Below are 19,114 nucleotides of genomic sequence, written 5' to 3' on the forward strand. Positions count from 1 at the left end.
CTCTTGCGCATCCGCTCTTATTGGCACATAAATTGGTACCAATTTAGTATCCATTATATGAGGCGGATGGCAAGTCCATGCAAAATTCGGATGCGGTCTGGGACATTGTCGAGAGGAAAAGCGCGGAATTCTTCGCGCTCAGCGATCGGATCTGGGACATTCCTGAAACGAACTACCTGGAATACAGATCCGCCGAAGAACATGCCGCGATGCTTGGGCGTCAGGGGTTTCGTGTCGAGCGCGGCATCGCCGGCCTGCCGACGGCTGTCATGGGCGAAGCGGGCGAGGATGGTCCGGTCATCGCGATCCTCGGCGAGTTCGATGCGCTGCCCGGATTGAGCCAGGAAGCCGGTGTCGCGGAAGAGCGGCCGCTGGTCGATGGCGGCAATGGCCATGGCTGCGGCCATAACATGCTGGGCGCCGGCTCGATGCTCGCGGCGGCCGCGGTCAAGGATTTCCTCGCGGAAAACGGCCTGAAGGGCAGGGTGCGCTATTACGGTTGCCCGGCCGAGGAGGGTGGATCCTCCAAGGGCTTCATGGTTCGTGCTGGCGTTTTCGATGATGTCGATATCGCGATCTCCTGGCATCCGGCGGCCTTCGCCGGCGTCAACAATCCCATTTCGCTCGCCTGCAACGAGATCAATTTCCATTTTTCCGGCCGTGCCTCGCACGCTTCGGCCACGCCTCATCTTGGCCGCAGCGCGCTGGATGCGGTCGAGCTGATGAATGTCGGTGTCAACTACATGCGCGAACACATGCCGTCGACGGCGCGCATCCACTATGCCGTCACCGATACTGGCGGCGCGGCCCCCAATGTCGTGCAGGCGCGCGCCACCGTGCGTTATCTCGTGCGGGCGCGGACCCTGCCGGAACTCCTTTCGCTGGTCGCCCGGGTCAAGAAGGTGGCCGAGGGTGCCGCCTTAATGACAGAGACGACGGTTCGCAGCGAGATCATCAGCGGCGACGCCAATCTCGTTGGCAATACACCGCTCGAGGAATGCATGTTCGCGCAGCTGAATCGGCTCGGGCCGCCCGTGTTTGACGACGCGGATCGCGAGACCGCGCTGAAGTTTCAGCAGACCTTCAGCGCGGAGGATATTGCCGCTTCCTACGGCCGATTTGCATTGAAGCCGAAGAAGGGCCAGGCGCTCTGTGAGGAAATCTTTCCGTTGAACGCTGGCGATGGCACCCTGGTCGGCTCGACCGATGTCGGAACGGTCAGCTGGGTCGTCCCGACCGTGCAGATGCGCGGCGCCACCTATGCGATCGGCACGCCCGGCCACTCCTGGCAGCTCGTCGCGCAGGGCAAGCTGCCTGTCGCTCACAAGGGCACCGAACATGCCGCCAAGGTGATGGCGAGCACGGCCGTCGAACTCATCCGCAATCCCGCGCTCATCGCGGCCGCCAAGGAAGATCACAAGGCACGCCTCGAAGGTACGCCCTTCGTCAACCCGATCCCGGACGATGTCGAGCCGCCGCTGCCGGAGAAGGCCAATGGCTGAGGCCGGTCTGAAGCCCGATCGCGCGCGCTTGATGGCGCATATCGGCGAATTCGCGCGCCGGGTAAAGCTTTCGGGCACGGCCGAAGAGCTGGAAAGCTTCCGCTATCTCCAGGCTGAGATGGACGGCTTTGGCTATCGCACGCGGCTTCTGTCGCACGATGCCTTCATCAGCTTGCCACGTGCCGCCACGGTTGAGATCGATGGCGAGAACCTTCGTTGCATCACGCATTCCATGTCGATCTCGACACCAGCCGCGGGAGTAACCGGCAATCTCATCCATGTCGGCGAGGGAACCGAAGCCGATTTCGCCGGCAAGGATATCGCCGGCAAGATCGTCCTGGTCGATGGTATCGCGACCGAAGAAGTGGCCGCGCTTGCGAGTGCTTTCGGCGCGCTCGGCGAACTTCACATCAGTCCGAACGAGCATCTCTATGAGATGTGCGTCTCCCCGGTCTGGGGCAGCCCGTCGCAACACACGCGCGACAGGCTGCCGACGACCGTCATCTGCTCGATCGCTAAGGACGATGGCGGCCGCCTGCGTGAAAGGCTTGCGCGCGGAGAGGCGGTGACTGCAACGTTTTGCGCGGAGGTCGACACGGGTTGGCGCAAGACGCCGTTGCTTGTTGCCGAGCTTCAACCGAAAGGCGACGATGGACCTTTCGTCCTGTTTTCCGGCCATCATGATACCTGGCATTTCGGGGTCATGGACAATGGCGGCGCCAATGCGACGATGCTCGAGGCGGCGCGCCTGCTCGCGCTTCGTGCCTCGGAATGGCGCCGGGGCTTGCGCATATGCTTCTGGTCAGGTCATTCCCATGGCCGCTACTCCGGCTCAGCTTGGTACGCCGACGAGTATTTCGACGAACTCGATCGCCGCTGCGCCGTCCATGTCAATGTCGATTCCACCGGCGGCGAGGGTGCTACCGTCCTCACCAATTCCGGTGTGATCGACGAACTCAGGCCCTTGGCTGCGGATGTGATCGAGCGTGTGACCGGGCAGAAACACGCCGGCAGGCGTCATGGCCGCGCCGCGGATCAGTCCTTCTGGGGCATCGGTATTCCCTCGATGTTCGGCAGCCTCAGCCATCAGCCGCCGGGGCCTGTCAAGATGCTGACGGCGCTTGGATGGTGGTGGCATACGCCGCACGACACCGCCGAACACATCGATCCGGACAATCTTTGCCGGGACACGGCGATTGTTCTCGAGGCTCTCTGGCGGCTGCTGACTTTGCCCGTCCTGCCGCTGGATTACACTCAATATGCCGCCTCCCTCGACGAGCAGATTGGGCAATTGCAGGCAGCGCTTGCCGGCCGTCTCGATATCTCCGGCTTGTTCCGGGCCATCGATGACTTGCGCGTCAACGCCAATTCGCTTTTGCAGGTGAGGGATCCCACGCCGGAACGAGCGGCGCGGATCGATGCCTCGCTGATGCATGCCGGGCGGCATCTGGTGCCGCTGAACTATACGAGCGGCGAACGCTTCCATCCCGACTCCGCGCTCCCGCACGTCGCCTGGCCCTCTCTGGAAGGGCTGCGCGCGCTGGCGAGACTGGATGAGGGCTCGCCGGATACCGCCTTTTACGTCGTTCACGCGCGTCAGACGAGAAATCGCATCGCTCACGCGCTGCGGGAGGCCAATGCCGCCCTGCGAGCGGCTCTGGAGAACTGACGCCGAGAATACCGGATCTGACAAAAGGCCGCTTAAGCGGCCGAAAAGGGGAACGAACATGAAAAACAGAAAAATGCTTGCCGCCGTATTCGGCATGATTGCCTCCCTTGCTCCGCTGACCGCCGGCGCCAAAGACTGGACGCAGGTCAAGGTCGGCATCGAAGGCGCATTCCCGCCGTGGAACCTGATGGATTCAAGCGGCAAGCTTGCCGGCTTCGACGTCGATCTCATCAACGATCTCTGCAAGCGCGCCAAGGTCGATTGCGAGTTGATCGCCGGCGAATGGAACGCGATGATCCCAAGCCTGAACGCCGGCAAATTCGATCTGGTGATGACGCTCGGCATCAACGATAAGCGCAAACAGGTGGTCGATTTCACCGTACCCTATGCGAGCGGTGTCGCAAGCTTCCTGCTCGTGAAGGATGGATCGGTTTCACCTCTCCCGATGACGGGTGAGCGGCTCAATCTCAACGACAAGGCGAAAGCGGATCCGGTGATGGCGGAGATCGGCAAGGCCTTGAAGGGCAAGACGGTCGGTGTCGTCCAGTCGACCAGCCAGGAGCAGCTGATCAATTCCTATTTCGGATCCGATGTGACGGTGCGTGCCTATAAGAGCTCCGGAGAGCGCGATCTTGATCTCAAGGCAGGCCGCATCGATGCCGGCTTCGACAGCGGCGTCTATGAAACCTCCGTACTCGCCAAACCCGGCAACGACGATCTGATGATGTCCGGCCCCCTGGTGAAGGGTGCGATGTTGGCAACGGAGGTCGCTCTCGGCATGCGCAAGGGCGAGACCGATCTGAAGGCGAAATTCGACGATGCCATCAAGCAGGCGGCCAAGGATGGCACGATCAAGCAGCTCTCGGAAAAATGGAGCAAGATCGACCTGACGCCGACCTTCGAGGCCAATTGAGCGCGTCCCGCATCCATCGTTCCCGGCCGAGGATAAGACCATGACTTCCCCTGCCCGCATCCATTCTTTCAGGTCAAGCGGATGAACCAGCCAACCCTATTCGAGCTTGCTGGCTTCGGTCCGGATGGCTGGGGTCATGCTCTCCTGGCCGGCGCCTGGATGACCATTCTTGTCGCGATTTCCGGCTATGCAGTCGGCGCCTGCATCGGAACGCTCGGCGCGTGGGGCAAGATCGCCGGCAACCGGATTGCACGCGCCACGGCGGATGCCTATACGACGGTTCTTCGCGGCATCCCCGATCTGTTGGTCATCTATCTTTTTTACTTCGGCGGCAGCGCGGTCGTCACGGCCATCGGCAAGATGTTCGGAGCGGAGGGCTTCCTCGGTTTTCCGGGTTTCCTCGCTGGTTCCCTGGCCGTCGGTGTCACGTCCGGCGCGCAGTTCACGGAGGTGCTGCGCGGCGGGTTCAAGGCCGTGCATCCCGGTGAGATCGAGGCCGCCATCGCCTGCGGAATGCCGCGCTGGCTGCGCCTGCGCCGGATTATCGCGCCGCTGACCTTGCGTCATGCGCTGCCGGGGCTCGGTAACGTCTGGCAGGTTGTTCTCAAGGAGTCGGCGCTGGTCTCGATCACCGGCGTCGCCGAATTGCTGCGTCAGGCGCAGGTCGGCGCGGGCTCCACGGGACTGCCGTTCGATTTCTACCTGATCGCAGGGGTGATCTATCTGATGATCTCGACCCTATCCAGCCTGATCATCCAGCAAGCAGAGCGCCATCTGTCGCGCGGTGTGAGGAAACGCTGATGGATTGGCAATTCCTTGAAGAGACTTTCGTGAGCCTTGTCGCGGCGATCCCGTTGACGATCGAACTCGCGGTGACGTCGATCTGCCTCGGCGCCATCCTCGCATTGCTTCTGGCGCTCGCTCGCCTGTCGGGCGTCACCGTCCTCGACTGGTTTGCCCGGCTCTACGTTTTCGTCTTTCGCGGCACGCCGTTGCTCGTCCAGATCTTCCTGATCTACTACGGTCTCGGCCAGTTCCCCGTCATCCGTCACAGCATTTTCTGGCCATTTCTGCGCGATCCCTATTGGTGCGCCGTCCTGGCGCTGACACTGAATACCGCGGCCTATGCCAGCGAAATCATCCGCGGCGGTCTGCTCTCGGTGCCGCATGGGCAGGTGGAGGCCGCGCGCGCCTGCGGCATGCATCGTCTCATGATGTTCCGGCGCATCATCCTGCCGCTTGCCATCCGTCAGGCGCTGCCGGGCTACGGCAACGAAATGATCTCGATAGTGAAGGCGACATCGCTTGCCTCGATCATCACGCTGATGGAAGTCACGGGCGTCGCGGCGAAGATCATTTCGGAGACCTACCGCGCTATCGAGGTCTTCGTCGTTTCAGGTGCCATCTACCTGGCGATCAACTTCGTGCTGACACGCCTCATCCAGTTTGCCGAGTATCGGCTGAGCCCGCATCTGCGCCCGCCCGTGCCGGTGACGCACGATACCGCCGCCGGGGCGGCCCCCGTAGGAGATCCGCGATGACTGCCACGCCAATCGCACTCAGCGTGCGCGACATGCATAAGAGCTTTGGACAGGTCGAGGTGCTCAAGGGTATCTCGCTCGATGCGCTGGAAGGCGACGTCGTCTCGATTCTCGGCTCGTCAGGTTCCGGAAAATCGACATTCCTGCGATGCATCAATTTGCTGGAGACGCCCGATTCCGGTGAGGTGACCGTGGCGGGCGAAACGATCCGCATGCAGCGCACAGCCCGCGGCGCCCATCGCCCAGCCGATGGAAGGCAGGTCGATCGCATCCGTTCCCAACTCGGCATGGTGTTCCAGAGCTTCAATCTCTGGTCCCACAAGACGGTGCTCGAGAACGTGATCGAGGCGCCCGTCCACGTCCAGGGCCGTTCGCGCGCCGAATGCATCGAGGAAGCGGAAGCGCTGCTCGCCAAGGTCGGCATCGCCGACAAGCGCAATTTCTACCCGGCTCATCTTTCGGGGGGCCAGCAACAGCGCGCGGCCATCGCGCGCGCCCTCGCCATGCATCCGAAGGTCATGCTGTTCGACGAACCGACATCGGCGCTCGACCCCGAGCTCGTGGGCGAGGTCCTGAGGGTCATGCGCGCGCTCGCCGAGGAGGGACGTACCATGCTCGTCGTTACGCATGAGATGGGCTTTGCGCGCGATGTCTCGAGCCGCCTCATCTTCCTGCACAAGGGCGTCGTCGAGGAAGACGGCAAGCCGCAGGATGTCTTTGCCGGTTCACGTTCCGAGCGCTTCCGCCAGTTCATCAGCCAATAATTTCAAGTTCAATCACAATGGGGAACTCGATCATGAAATACCTGACCGGACTTCTAACCGCGCTCATGATGGTCGCCACGTTCGCTACGGCGAGCGTCGTGCGCGCCGAGGACAAAAAGTGGACGCATGTCACCATCGCGACCGAAGGCGCTTTTCGTCCATGGAATTTCACCAAGGCGGACGGCAGCCTGGACGGATATGAGATCGAACTGATCAAATATCTCTGCGATCACATGAAAGTCGAATGCACGACCGTCATCCAGCCCTTCGACGGCATGATCCCGGCACTCAATGCGGGTAAATTCGACGCGATCATTTCCGGCATGTCGGCAACCGCAAAGCGGGAGGAGGTCATTGCCTTTAGCGATTCCTACGGCACCACCGGCCAGACTTTCGCAACCCTGAAGGATTCCACGCTTGCCGATCTCCCCATGAAGGGCCAGGTGTTTTCCCTCGCGACGGATGAAGCCGGCGCGGCCAAGGCGCTGAAGGAACTCGAACCGATGCTCAAGGGCAAGACGATCGGCGTGCAGACGGCATCGATCGCGGCAACCTTCCTCGACAAATATCTGAAGGGCGTCGCCGATATTCGCGAATACAAGACGACCGAGCAGCATGACCTCGACCTGAAGGCCGGCCGCGTCGATCTCATCATGGCGTCGATGGCCTATCTGTCGACGGCGGCGGCAAAACCCGGCAATGAAGATATGATCGTGACCGGACCGCGTTTCCAAGGCGGCCTCCTTGGCCGTGGCAGTTCCGTCGGTCTGCGCAAGGACGACACCCAGCTGAAGGCGATGTTCAACGATGCGATCGCGGCGGCAAAAGCCGACGGCACGATCGCGAAGCTGTCTCAGAAATGGTTCGGCTTCGACGTGACCCCGAAGTAAATCCAGAACGAAGCTAAACGGTCGCCACCGTTGCATGGCCTTTGATCGCGCCGGGCAACGGCAGCGAAATGCTCTTTCAAACCTGTCATCCCGATGACGCGCCGGTCATCGGGATGACCTGGATGGCCGGCTCAGGCGCGTCGGCGAGATTTGCCCGAATGCCAAGGCGATTATTTGGCCGTCAGGCGGCGTTGTTGCAGTCGTATCGAGCTAGGCGTTCTCGATCGTCCTCGCATTGACGGAATGGAATTCCAGAATTGCACGACTGCTGTGCAACCACACCGGACAGCTTGGTCTACCATCACTCTTCCGATCGGTTGAAATAAGTCCGGTGTCGGCAATCCATCTATCTTCGCCGATCAGTCCACGCTCAGAACGATTTTTCCTTGGACGTGCTCGTTTTCCAGGGTTCGTTGAGCGTCTGCGGCCATATCAAGCGGAAAAACCTTGTGAAGCAGGACTTTGACCTGCCCTTGTTCTATCAGATCGACGATTTCATGAAGCTGGCCCGCATTCGGCGTGGCCATATAGCCGGCAACCCGAATATTACCGGATACGGTGTCCGGTCGTTCCGGCTCGCCTAGGGTCGACACCAGAACGCCTCCGTTCTTGATAACTTCGAACGAGCGCTTTTGTGTTTCACCGCCGACAAGGTCGAAGACCATATCGACGGGATCGAGCATATCCTCGAAACGTTCGGACTTGTAGTCGATGACCTGATCCGCTCCAAGGCGCCGGGCAAGATCGATGTCCAGCCCCGAAACAGTCGTTGCGACCCACGCCCCCTTGGCCTTCGCGAACTGGATCGCGAAATGGCCCACGCCTCCACCCCCTCCATGGATCAGAACCCGCTGATCGCTTCGAAGGCGGCCATGATCAAACAATCCCTGCCATGCGGTCATGGCGGCGAGCGGAATGGCCGCGGCTTCCTCGAAACTGATCGAGGATGGCATTTTCGTGAGTAACGCGGCCGGAACGGCGACATATTCCTCGTAGCCGCCCCGCTTCATGTCGAGGAACGCGATCACGCGATCGCCGCTGGCAAAGCCGGTTGCTTTGTGACCAAGAGCCTCGACAGTGCCCGCGAGATCGCGTCCGGGAACGATCGGCAGGTCATCTTGCTTGACCGCGGGATAGCCACCCTTGCGGATCTTCCAATCGACGGGATTGACACTTGCCGCCGCGACCCTGACCAAAATCTCGTTTTCACTGGGGGAGGGACGTTCGATCTGGTCAAGCCGCAAGACATCTGCATCGCCGAACTCATGCATTCTAATGGCCATCATCTTGGGCATTTTAAACCGCCTTTCCAGGATTATGGCTGTCGCCGGCGTAAGACCGCCGCCGACATCACGACCGATTGACGAATTTATTGAAGCGACTTTCGCGACCGTCCTCCGTCTCTTCCTGATGGAGGAACGCCAACTTGTTATCGTCGAAGATCCGGAAGAATTCGTCCCAGCCGATTTCTTCGAAGTTTTGCTCGGGCTCACCAAAATCGATCCGCAAAAGGCCGCCATTTCCGCCGGCGCTTTTCACACGTGATGGACGGCCGTCTCTTGCTTCCACCCATTTACGGATTGTTTCATGGTCCATGGTTGTTTTCGATGCGGACATGGCGTCGTTCCTTCGATAATTGCTGGTTCAGGTCTGCGAATGCGCTCCACCGGGTCTGGAGATTTCGGCGAGCGCGGGACCGGCGGACCCATCAGCCATGGAAACGGCGAGATCTCCGAGCGAGAGTATGCCGACCAGCCGCTTGTCTCGGTTGAGCACCGGCAGCCGCCGCACCTGGATGTTCCCCAGGTTTGTCATCACGTCGCCGACATCATCGTCTTCGAAGCAGTATTTAACTTCTGCCGACATCACGTCACCGATCCTGGTGTCGGGTCCCTTGCCGCGTGCGACCGCGCGGACTGTAATGTCGCGATCCGTGATCATGCCCACGAGCTTGTCGTTCTCGCCGACAGGAAGAACGCCGGCATCAAGATCGGCCATCATGACCGCGGCGTCGCGAATGGAATGATTAGGATTTGCGACGCGCACGTCGCGCGTCATTGCTGCGTTCACTTGCATGTCTCTGCCCTCCTTGAAAGAAAGACCCAAACTCACGTAGGCGTCCAGAGTTCCTTCATCGGAGCAAAAGCAGCTGAAAAATGCATCGCCGACTGCCAAAGCGGAACTTTCAGCCATGCCTCCTGAGCTTGCGCCATATGCGCCATCTTCGGCGAGGCACCACCGCGCGCTCAACCTGCACGCGCTCCTCCGCAATAAATTATCCAGAGGGAACTTTCGATTTCCTGGTCGATTAGATCGCCGACGCCGTCCAAGCTTTAGAAATCCGCATTCAACATCAAGGAGCAAGTCAATGGATGATGATGAAGCCAAGCGCCGCGAGCGAGCTTATAGGATCTGGGAGGAAGAAGGGCGGCCCGACGGACGCGATCTCGATCATTGGCAACGGGCCGAAGAGCAGCACCAAGAGACGGAACGCGAAGCTGAGACATCTCCGGTCTCTAAAGGCAAAGCGAAAAAAGTAGCCTACGGGCGTCCTATTCGTGAATAACGCTCCGTAAGTCCGCCGGCGTCTGTGTGAGAATTGTCGAGGAATTCGGTTGACCAGACGTCCGGAACAGGCCCGCAACGCCTGATCGACTTGCCGCCCACGACAACGTCAAGGAGACAGCCATCATGAGCTGGACTGGAATTTGGCGCAATCAATATGGCTCGACGGTCAAGATCACCGACGAGCAGGATGGTTTAATCAGAGGGACATTCAAGACCGCGCTGCAAGACAGTGTCTTTTTTGGCTCCGAGTTGCCGGTGGCTGGCGTTTGGTTCGACGATTGCATAAATTTCGCTTTTGGAATGGCGGGCGAAGATTCGACCTCCATCTGCTCATTCACCGGAATGTTGCGCGAGAAAAAGCTCCAGACGATCTGGCATGTTGTGACTAGCAAGAAGCCCGAGCAATCCGGTAGGGTACGAAAGCTCGGCTGGGCTCATTCCGTGCAAACCAACGCCGATACGTTCGAGCAGATATCCTAGCGTGCGCCGTGGAGTGCTGGTTCCAGCGGACGTTGCGTATCAGCATCCCAAGAGCGAAGGGAGTTGAAGCGCTGCCCTCCCTCCAGTCCGACCCGCCCGCGGCTTAGAGCCTGAGCTTAATTCAGCCGCAGCAAGAGGTCGTTGTATTTCGATTTTCTTCTATGAGCCATCGATTGCGCGGCTTATAGCTCGCTGGCCGGGCCGCCAGCTCGATCATGTATCCAATCGGCCTTTGCAGCCTGTGGCATCGGGCTCCGGCCCACATTTGCGGTCTTTTACAAGTAAGGACCCTTTTCCCACGCCTGCAATATAATCCTCGCGGTTGGTTCTCCGTATCAGCGCTTGCCCTAAACGACGGGCTGGCGATAGAAGCTCACCGACGCGCTTTAAAGGCGGGATGAACTCGGAGCCATACGCCATCTCAGTGGCTCGCGAACCCTACCAGAAACTGCTCGGACCGTTGTCCCGTAATGGGCGCCCACGAGCTTCATCATTTTGCCGCTCATGAATGGAGTCCGACGAAAACAAAGCCGTTCCGCGAATGCGCAATCAGCCTTAAGTTGGAGAGAGCGAGCAATAGAGTCCGATGTTCGCCACGCCCCGGTCTCGTCCGACGTTGACAATCGTCTCAGAGACCCTCTTGCCGATTTCCGTATCCGGCTTCGTTGCGGCGAACCGCGAACATGTGCGGATACATGCTCGCCGGTTTCCTTCTCTCTCCGACCGTGGCGCAATTAGGTGGTCCGTTCCGCCGCGCGCGGACGCCACTTGATCAGGCGAGCTTCGACGAAATCCAGGACGAGATCGATCAATAGGACGAACACCGCCAGGATGAAGATGCCCGCGAAGACGCCGACGGCATCGAAGTTACCTTCCGCCTGCGCGATGAGGTATCCCAGGCCAGCCGACGCACCCAGATATTCACCGATGATGGCGCCGACGACCGCGAACCCCACGGATGTTCGAAGCGAAGATAGAATCCAGGTCGCCGCGGCCGGGAAATAGACGTGACGCAGCAGCTCGGACTTCTTCGCGCCGAGGATGCGGGCATTCGACAGCACGACGGGGTTGACTTCACGCACGCCCTGCATCGCGTTGAAAAAGGTTACGAAGAATACGAGCGTGACGGCGAGCGCCACCTTGGACCAGAGCCCCAGACCGAGCCAAAGGACAAAGATCGGAGCAAGGACCACGCGCGGAATGGCGTTCAGGCCTTTGATGAATGGGTCGAGGATCCGGGCAGCCGAGCGCGACAGGCCGAGCCATACGCCTGCGGCCACGCCGAGAGCCGTGCCGATAACGTAGCCGAGCACTGTTTCGGTCAAGGTAATGGTCACATGCTTGAAGAAGCTGGGATCGGCAACCCATGCGAACACCTGCTTTATGATATCGACGGGCGAGGGAAAGAAGAAGACATCGACCACGCCGAGGTTCACGCCGATCTCCCAACCGCCGACGATCACCAGCAGCAATGCCAGTTGGGTAAGTCTCTCAGTCATGGCGTTCATAGCTTTTCTCCACTTCACCGCGCAGGGAAGCCCAAATATTACGATAGAGGTCAGTAAAGCGGGGATCGAGCTTGATCTCCGCGACATCGCGAGGACGCTCCAGATCGACAGGGAAACTGTCGATGACGTGCGACCGGGGACCTGATGCCAGAACCACGACACGATCCCCCAGGGCAATCGCTTCCTCGAGATCATGCGTAATCAGAACCACAGCCCGCCGCTCTTCCTGCCACAGGCGAAGCAGTTCATTTTGCATGAGATGCCGGGTATGAATGTCCAAGGCGGAGAATGGCTCGTCCATGAGGATGACTTTCGGCCCCGTTATCAGCGCCTGCGCCATTTGCACACGCTTACGCTGGCCGCCGGAAAGCTGATGCGGATAGCGGTCCTCGAAGCCTTTAAGACCGACCTTGGCCAGCCATTTGAGGGCCCGCTCCCGGCGCTCGCCAGCGCCGACACCTTGGAACAAGGGCCCCAATTCCACGTTCTCGATCGCGGTTTTCCAAGGGAACAGCGCGTCCTGCTGAAATAGATAGCCGATGTTATTCTGGACGCCCGAGACCACGCCGCCATCAATCGATACCGAGCCCTTTGCCGGCTTCAGAAGTCCGGCGATCGCATTCAGGATCGTGCTTTTGCCACAGCCTGTCGGCCCCACGATGGCGACGAATTCACCATCGGCCACCGTCAGATTTACATCCTGGACCGCGACGAAGGAGCCAAAGGACATGGTGACATTTTCGATTGCCACCATCGCCTTGGACGCCGCCGCAGCATGAGGTGTCTGTGTTGCCGGCTTTAAGGCTGTCACGGACATCTTAACCTCCCTTAGTTCGATGCCGTCGCCGGCACCTTAGCTACAAATTCGTTGGTATAGGTCTTGGAAAGGTCGATCTTGGCAGCCTTGACCTTGTCGTTGAACGATGTCAGGACATCGAGAGGCGTCTTGATATCCTTTTCGTCGAGCAGCCCGTCCGTGGAAAAGATCTGCCGCGCGTTTTCAACCGCCTTGATATAGGTCTCCTTGTCGCCCGAAATGAATTCCGGCGGAAGCTTTTCGACGATTTCCGCGGCACTGTGCGTCTTCATCCATTGAAGCGCCTTTACCGTTGCATTGGTGACCTTCTGAATGGTCTCCGGATTTTTCGAGATGTAGTCCTGCGTGGCGTAAAGGACCGATGTCGGATAGATGCCGCCATAGATTTCCTTGGCGCCATCGTCATTGCGGGCATCGATCAGGATCTTTCCGACGCCTTTCTCGACAACGAACGTCGCCGCGGGATCATAATTGACGAGCAGATCGATCTTGCCCTGCTGAAGAGCCGCCACTGCCGCGGCGCCCGATCCGACGCCGATGATCGAAACGTCGTTGGCCGAGAGCTTATGCCGCTGAAGATAGTAGCGAATGAAGAAATCCGAGGATGAGCCCGGAGCGGTGATTCCGATCTTGGCGCCCTTGATCGTTTCCGGATTTTTCGGATCGAATTTCGCGTCCTTGCCGCCGGCCAGAACGAGCCCGGAATTGCGCCCAAGCTCCACGAAGGCGACAACGTGCTTGTTCTGCGACTGCATCTGAATCGTATGGTCGTAAAAGCCGACAGCAACGTCCGTCGAGCCGGCAACCAGCGCCTGCAAGGTCTTCGAACCACCCGACGCGAAGTTTTCGACGGTGACCTCCAGCCCCTCTTTCTCATAAAGACCCAAGCCCTGCGCGACCGGGAAAGGCAGGTTGTTGAGGTTGTAGGAACCGACGCTTATGCGAACAGGTTCCGCCAAAGCCGTTCCGGACAGCGCTACCGCTGCCGCGAGTGCGAGAATAAGCTTTTTCATTTGATCTCCTCCATTTTGGCACCCTCCCGGCACCATAGGTTGATTGATTATGCTGCACAAACCAGCGTTTTGGCAGGCTTTGCAAAGACATGGCCCTCGAACAGCCTCCGCGCCGTGCGAAGAATCCCGGCGACGAGCTTCCCATCCCGCAACTGCAACTTCACGTCCAGATGGCCGCTGGGATGTTCGATGGAAAGCACGATAGGCGGTGTTTGAACGCCGATAAGGCGGGATGCCACGGTGTTTTCGCTTACACAGGCCGTTGCGATCCCGACAGCGCCTGTCGTCGCCAGTGACGGATGGCATTCATTCGGCATGAAGTAGCGAACGTTCAATGCACCACCTTGTCGGGCGGGAGAGATGAGGACCGGTTTCGGAGTGACCTGACCGCGAACGTCACCCATTCCCATTTTTTCGCCGGCGAGGATGCGAAGGTCTTCCAGCCGTTCGATCAACGAATGATTGCTGTTCAGTTCGGCAGCGCTCTCGTATCCGGTCACGCCAAGCGAGGCTGCCTCGATCAGGAGCATCGGCATCGCGCAATCGATACAGGTCACATCGATGCCGGCGATCATCTCTATTGATTTGCCGCTTGGAAAAAGCTCACCCGTTCGCGCACCCGCCGCATCCTTGAACGTGAGCGCGATCGGAGCGGCCTGGCCGGGTACGCCATCAATTCTTGCGTCGCCGAGATAGGCGACCGCACCATTCGGCGTCGGCACCTCGGCTTCGATCATTTTGCCGGTGTTGACGTTGAAGATCTTGACGAGGGTGGTGTCTCCCGCGACCGGCACAAGCCCCGCTTCTATCGCGAAAGGCCCAACAGCCGCCAGCATGTTCCCGCAATTGGGTGAGGTATCGACGATCTGCCTGTCGACGCGAACCTGTGCGAACAGATAGTCCACATCCGCGCCGGGCACCGTTCCCGGTCCGCAGATGGCAACTTTGCTGGTGACCGGATTTCCCCCTCCGATACCATCGATCTGAAGCGGATGGCCTGAGCCCATCACGGACAAAAGCACTTGATCCCGCTCGGCCGGGTCCTGTGGCAGGTCCGACGCCAGAAAGAACGGGCCTTTCGAGGTGCCACCCCGCATCAGGACACACGGTATGGAGAGTAAATCATTCATGCATTTTTCTCGCCAGATGATGTGATTATCGTATTAATCCGCCTTGTTATTGCTATTATGGAATTAATGATTGATATGTGAAATGCTAAAATCGAGGACATTGATACGAAATGAACATCAATTGTGAGATCCTTGACCTTAGAGCCTTCCTCGCCGTGGTCGAGCTGCAGGGCTTTCATCGCGCGGCCGATCAGCTAAACATGTCGCAACCGGCGCTCAGTCGCCGCATTCAAAAGCTGGAGCAGGCGATCGGCGCGCCGCTGCTGGAAAGGACGACGCGCCATGTCGCGGCCACGGCTCTTGGAACCGAACTCGTGCCCCTGGTGCAGCGTATGCTCGAAGAATTCGACGGTTCGCTGTTTTCGATGCGGGAACTGGGAGCCAAGCGCGGAGGCCTGGTAACGATCGCATGCCTGCCGACGGCAGCCTTTTATTTCCTGCCTTCCGTCATCCGCCAGTTCAACCATGAATATCCAAATATTCGGCTTCGGATCCTCGATCTGACTGCGACCGACGCACTTCAGGCTGTGGCGCGCGGCGAAGTCGAATTCGGAATCAATATCATGGGAAGCTCGGACAGCGATCTGGTCTTCGAGAGGCTGGCGGAAGATCCGTTTGTCCTGGCGGCCAAGCGGGACCATCCGCTAGCGGAAAAGAAAGAGGTCCGATGGCAGGATCTCGAGCCTTACCCCCTCATTACGGTTCATCGCTCGAGCGCGAACAGGACATTGCTCGATGCCGCTCTTGCCAGATCGAACATCAAGCTCAACTGGTTTTACGAAGTGACCCATCTTTCCACATCGCTCGGCCTAGTGGAGGCGGGGCTCGGGATTTCCGTGCTGCCGAAAATGGCGACGCCGCAGGGGGAGCATCCCTTCCTGATCACGCGTCCGATCAGAAACCCCGAGATCTCGCGCACCATCGGAATTGTGCGCCGTCGCGGGGGCACCTTGTCCCCCGCCGCAGAGCATTTCATGCGCATGCTGATCGGGGCGTGGCGACAGATTTAGGGCACTTCTCTATTCCGCGTGTTAAGGTCAAGCGCTGGTAGCGGCTCGGTGCAGTTCGAACGTATCCGGGTCGAGGCACACAAAACTCTTGCAACTTATTTCCGTACGCCTTGACGCCAAAACAAAGTTACTTAATCTAAATCCGGGCTATGCGATCCGCTGGGAGGGAGAGGGGCGCGGGGCCGGCGATCAACTCGCGCTGATTTATTTTCCCCCCGTCGTCAGTTGCCGATTTCCCGATAGGACCCGCCAATGTCTCTCACTATTGCCCAACGCCTTGATCGCCTGAAAGTCCGCACTACGGAGCTTGCGCATTGGCGTGACAGGAAAAGTCTCGCGATCGACGGCTGGACCTTCGATGGGGAGCCGATTGCGCATCATCAGGACTGGCCGCATCGTGAAGGGACGGTTCGCTTTGCCGCCAAGGCAACGGGGCCGCGGGACTGGCCGCTTGAACAAACCCGCCTGCAGCTCGATCTTGGCGGCGAGAGCCTGCTGACACTGCGTTACCCCGATGGCGAAGTGGAGACCTTCGGTCTGGACCCGTATCACCAGGAGTTTCCGATCAAGGGTCGCGACTTCCAGATCACAACCGAGAGCGTCGCGCGTTTTCCCTTCGGCGAGCCGAACAGGGCGCCGAAGCTGAACAAGGCGCGATTGATCTGGCTGGATGAGGCCGTCCACCGGTTGCATCTTCTGCTGCAGCAGATCGGCGAAGCTGCCGATATTCTCGATGGCCATGAAGCCGTGCCGCATCTGATCGATGCCGCCGAACGGGCGCTGCGAAGCCTCGACTGGCCATCGGACACATCAGCCTATATCTCGCGCACCGCGGGGGCGGCAATGCAGCAGAAGATCTGGGAGCTGCCGGAACTTCAGGGCGATCCGGCCGGTCTCAGCGACGCGCAGAGCGCTTCCGCCGCCGCTGCTTATGATCGCCTGCTGGCTCAGCTGAAAGAGCTTCAGACGCGTTTCCCGCAAAATGGCGAGCTGCTGCTGACCGGCCATGCCCATATCGATCTGGCCTGGCTTTGGCCCTATGACGAAACACGCCGCAAGATGCGCCGCACCTTCAACACAGCGCTTTCACTGATGGAACGCTCCGACGACTTCCGCTTCAATCAATCGACCGCCCAATATTATGCGCAAATCGAGGAAGATGATCCGGAACTGCTCGAGCGCATCAAGAAGAAAGTTGCCGAGGGAAAATGGGAAACCGTCGGCGGCATGTGGGTCGAGCCGGATACCAACATGCCGACAGGCGAGAGCCTCGTGCGCCAGGTTCTCTATGGCCAGCGCTATTTCGAAAAGCATTTCGGCCTGCGTCATAGCGTCTGCTGGCTGCCGGATTGTTTCGGCTTTTCAGGTGCCTTGCCGCAAATCCTGCGGCTTGGGGGCATCGACAGCTTCTTCACGATTAAGGTGAACTGGAGCGAAACCAATCACATTCCGTCCGATCTCTTCTGGTGGAAGGGGCTCGATGGCAGCAAGGTGTTAACCCATACATTCGACAATCCCATGCAAGGCTACAACGGCTTCGTGCAGCCGGATTGCTTCGTGCCGACCTGGAAGAATTTCCGCGGCAAGACGCAGCACGATACCTCGTTGCTGGCCGTCGGCTATGGCGATGGCGGTGGAGGCGTCACGCCGGAGATGGTTGAGCGCGAGGTACAGCTGCGCGACTTCCCGGCGATCCCGAAGGCGCGCTGGGGGACGGTAAAGAGTTTTTACGAAAAGGCGCACCTCACCGCTAAGGACAAGGAACTTCCGGTCTGGGATGGCGAAATCTACCTCGAACTCCATCGCGCAACGCTGACGACGCAAAGCGGCGTCAAGCGCAAGCATCGCCAGGCCGAACGCGCCCTGATCACGGCGGAGACGCTTGCCTCGTTCGCCCATATGCTGGGCGCTGCCAAACCTCAAAGTCTTGAGGCCGATTGGCGCGTCGTTCTGAAAAACGAGTTTCACGATATCCTTCCCGGATCGAGTATTCGCGAGGTCTACGTGGATGCCGAGCGGGAACTTGACGACGTAATCGGCAAGGCCAAGTCGGAGCAGGCAAGTGCCCTGAAGACGCTATCGGCCCATCTTCCTCTTGGCGGAGTCGCCGATGCGCTTGTCGTCGTTAACCCGTCTTTGTCGGCGCGCCCGCTCACCGCAGTGCTGTCTGATGGAACGGTTCTGGCCTCCGCCGATCCCATCGCGCCTCTTTCCGTCGCAGTCTTCGATCGCAAGGCGATCAAGCCGGCCGGGCCGCTGAAAGCCGATAGCAATCACATCGAAAACGAGCATTTGTCTATCGTCATCGGTCAGGACGGAGCCGTCTCGAGTCTTGTTCACAAGGCAACGGGGCGGGAGGCGATCGAAGGGGCAGCCAACCAGCTCTGGGTCTATCCCGCCGACAAGCCACGCAACTGGGATGCGTGGGACGTGGATGCCGATTATGCCGAGAAAGGCATCCGGCTCGAACAGCCGGAGAGCATTACCTTGGTCGAGGAGGGGCCGCATCGCGCAGCGATCCAAGTTGTCTATCGACATCGCAACTCGACCGTGACCCAATTGTATGTTCTGACGGCCAATGCCCGTAGGCTGGATATCGAGACGGCCATCGATTGGCATGATCGGCGAACGCTGCTCAGAACCCTGAATCCGGTCGCCGTGCGGTCACGCACCGCGACTTTCGAATGCGCCTTTGGCGTCGTCGAGCGGCAGACGCATACCAACACCTCGTGGGAGCAGGCAATGTTCGAGGCGGCGGCACACCGCTTCGTCGATCTGAGCGAGCCCGGTTTCGGCGTTGCCTTGCTCAATAATGCCAAATACGGTCATAGCGCCCGCGGCAATGTCATCGGCATGAGCCTCGTGCGCTCGCCGATCTATCCCGACCCACTCGCCGACGAAGGCGAGCAGCGCTTCACCTATGCGCTGATGCCGCATGAGGGCGCCTGGTATGAAGGCGGAGTTCTATCGGAGGCGATCGATCTCAACCAGCCGTTGGTCAGCATGGAGGCAAGCGGTCTTGCGGCAGGCACTCTGTCGCCAATTGACATCGAAGGCACGCCGGTTGCCTTCTCAGGCCTGAAGCCGGCCGAGGAAGGCGAGGGCCTTATCCTGCGGCTTTACGAACCGGCCGGTCGGCGCGGCCGTCTCTCTCTGACGCTGCCGTCGGGATGGCAGGCTTCGGGGTCGCTGAACATTTTGGAGGAGCCGATCGAACGCACCGGTCCAGCCGATATCATGCCGTTCGAAATCCGGACATGGAAGTTGCAGCGGACCTGACGACAGATTAATTCGGCGCCTACCTGCTCC

Annotated in this window: 18 protein-coding genes; 11 read left to right on the forward strand and 7 right to left on the reverse strand. The window is 59.5% G+C overall.

What is annotated here, in order from left to right:
* Positions 1 to 77: 77 nt before the first annotated feature.
* The 7 genes from AC13QY_RS06800 (at position 78) to AC13QY_RS06830 (ending at position 7,279) form a co-directional block, all read left to right on the forward strand.
* Entirely contained in the window at positions 78 to 1,502 is a 1,425-nt protein-coding gene (locus AC13QY_RS06800) for a M20 family metallopeptidase (RefSeq protein WP_113331780.1), read from the forward strand.
* Positions 1,495 to 3,171 carry a M28 family peptidase gene (locus tag AC13QY_RS06805; protein ID WP_488493015.1) on the forward strand — a complete coding sequence of 559 codons (1,677 nt, stop codon included), beginning with the start codon at positions 1,495 to 1,497 and terminating at the stop codon, positions 3,169 to 3,171. Before AC13QY_RS06800 ends, AC13QY_RS06805 begins: the two co-directional genes overlap by 8 nt.
* A 58-nt stretch (positions 3,172 to 3,229) precedes the next feature.
* Entirely contained in the window at positions 3,230 to 4,084 is an 855-nt protein-coding gene (locus AC13QY_RS06810) for a transporter substrate-binding domain-containing protein (RefSeq protein WP_113388765.1), read from the forward strand.
* A gap of 81 nt (positions 4,085 to 4,165) precedes the next feature.
* Positions 4,166 to 4,885 carry an ABC transporter permease gene (locus tag AC13QY_RS06815; protein ID WP_112721666.1) on the forward strand — a complete coding sequence of 240 codons (720 nt, stop codon included), beginning with the start codon at positions 4,166 to 4,168 and terminating at the stop codon, positions 4,883 to 4,885.
* Positions 4,885 to 5,625 carry an ABC transporter permease gene (locus AC13QY_RS06820; RefSeq protein WP_488493016.1) on the forward strand — a complete coding sequence of 247 codons (741 nt, stop codon included), beginning with the start codon at positions 4,885 to 4,887 and terminating at the stop codon, positions 5,623 to 5,625. The genes AC13QY_RS06815 and AC13QY_RS06820 overlap by 1 nt, the downstream gene beginning before the upstream one ends.
* Positions 5,622 to 6,389, forward strand: a complete 768-nt coding sequence (locus AC13QY_RS06825) for an ABC transporter ATP-binding protein (RefSeq protein ID WP_488493017.1) — start codon at positions 5,622 to 5,624, stop codon at positions 6,387 to 6,389. Before AC13QY_RS06820 ends, AC13QY_RS06825 begins: the two co-directional genes overlap by 4 nt.
* Before the next feature lie 32 nt (positions 6,390 to 6,421).
* Positions 6,422 to 7,279, forward strand: coding sequence for a transporter substrate-binding domain-containing protein (locus AC13QY_RS06830; protein WP_488493018.1), 858 nt, complete (start codon positions 6,422 to 6,424; stop codon positions 7,277 to 7,279).
* A gap of 359 nt (positions 7,280 to 7,638) precedes the next feature.
* On the opposite strand, the gene AC13QY_RS06835 is transcribed toward AC13QY_RS06830, so the two are convergent.
* From AC13QY_RS06835 to AC13QY_RS06845, 3 genes are read right to left on the reverse strand one after another with little or no spacing between them, the layout of a single operon-like run.
* Positions 7,639 to 8,574 (reverse strand): NADP-dependent oxidoreductase, encoded by a 936-nt coding sequence (locus AC13QY_RS06835; RefSeq protein ID WP_488493019.1) that lies wholly within the window; start codon positions 8,572 to 8,574, stop codon positions 7,639 to 7,641.
* Between the two features lie 55 nt (positions 8,575 to 8,629).
* Positions 8,630 to 8,896: a hypothetical protein gene (locus AC13QY_RS06840; RefSeq protein ID WP_488493020.1), complete on the reverse strand. Its 267-nt coding sequence runs from the start codon at positions 8,894 to 8,896 to the stop codon at positions 8,630 to 8,632.
* Positions 8,897 to 8,923: 27 nt separating this feature from the next.
* Positions 8,924 to 9,355: a CBS domain-containing protein gene (locus tag AC13QY_RS06845; RefSeq protein WP_488493387.1), complete on the reverse strand. Its 432-nt coding sequence runs from the start codon at positions 9,353 to 9,355 to the stop codon at positions 8,924 to 8,926.
* Between the two features lie 292 nt (positions 9,356 to 9,647).
* Between AC13QY_RS06845 and AC13QY_RS06850 the strand changes: the two genes are divergently transcribed.
* Positions 9,648 to 9,845, forward strand: coding sequence for a DUF2934 domain-containing protein (locus AC13QY_RS06850; protein WP_488493021.1), 198 nt, complete (start codon positions 9,648 to 9,650; stop codon positions 9,843 to 9,845).
* Between the two features lie 125 nt (positions 9,846 to 9,970).
* Positions 9,971 to 10,327 (forward strand): avidin/streptavidin family protein, encoded by a 357-nt coding sequence (locus tag AC13QY_RS06855; protein ID WP_488493022.1) that lies wholly within the window; start codon positions 9,971 to 9,973, stop codon positions 10,325 to 10,327.
* 734 nt (positions 10,328 to 11,061) lie between these two features.
* Here AC13QY_RS06855 and AC13QY_RS06860 read toward each other — a convergent pair.
* The 4 genes from AC13QY_RS06860 to AC13QY_RS06875 all read right to left on the reverse strand — a co-directional run bounded on the left by AC13QY_RS06860 (position 11,062) and on the right by AC13QY_RS06875 (position 14,795).
* The gene (locus AC13QY_RS06860) at positions 11,062 to 11,835 is read right to left on the reverse strand and encodes an ABC transporter permease (protein ID WP_488493023.1); all 774 of its coding nucleotides are present in this window, start codon (positions 11,833 to 11,835) and stop codon (positions 11,062 to 11,064) included.
* Positions 11,819 to 12,589, reverse strand: coding sequence for an ABC transporter ATP-binding protein (locus AC13QY_RS06865; protein ID WP_488493024.1), 771 nt, complete (start codon positions 12,587 to 12,589; stop codon positions 11,819 to 11,821). The genes AC13QY_RS06860 and AC13QY_RS06865 overlap by 17 nt, the downstream gene beginning before the upstream one ends.
* A 74-nt stretch (positions 12,590 to 12,663) precedes the next feature.
* Positions 12,664 to 13,665: an ABC transporter substrate-binding protein gene (locus AC13QY_RS06870; RefSeq protein ID WP_488493025.1), complete on the reverse strand. Its 1,002-nt coding sequence runs from the start codon at positions 13,663 to 13,665 to the stop codon at positions 12,664 to 12,666.
* A gap of 47 nt (positions 13,666 to 13,712) precedes the next feature.
* Positions 13,713 to 14,795: a 4-oxalomesaconate tautomerase gene (locus AC13QY_RS06875; RefSeq protein WP_488493026.1), complete on the reverse strand. Its 1,083-nt coding sequence runs from the start codon at positions 14,793 to 14,795 to the stop codon at positions 13,713 to 13,715.
* Positions 14,796 to 14,905: 110 nt separating this feature from the next.
* Here AC13QY_RS06875 and AC13QY_RS06880 point away from each other — a divergent pair, with 110 nt between their 5' ends.
* Positions 14,906 to 15,805, forward strand: coding sequence for a LysR family transcriptional regulator (locus AC13QY_RS06880; RefSeq protein ID WP_472517826.1), 900 nt, complete (start codon positions 14,906 to 14,908; stop codon positions 15,803 to 15,805).
* 252 nt (positions 15,806 to 16,057) lie between these two features.
* Positions 16,058 to 19,084: an alpha-mannosidase gene (locus AC13QY_RS06885; protein WP_488493027.1), complete on the forward strand. Its 3,027-nt coding sequence runs from the start codon at positions 16,058 to 16,060 to the stop codon at positions 19,082 to 19,084.
* Positions 19,085 to 19,114: the final 30 nt, after the last annotated feature.

This window comes from Martinezella sp. CNPSo 3795 (assembly GCF_057784475.1).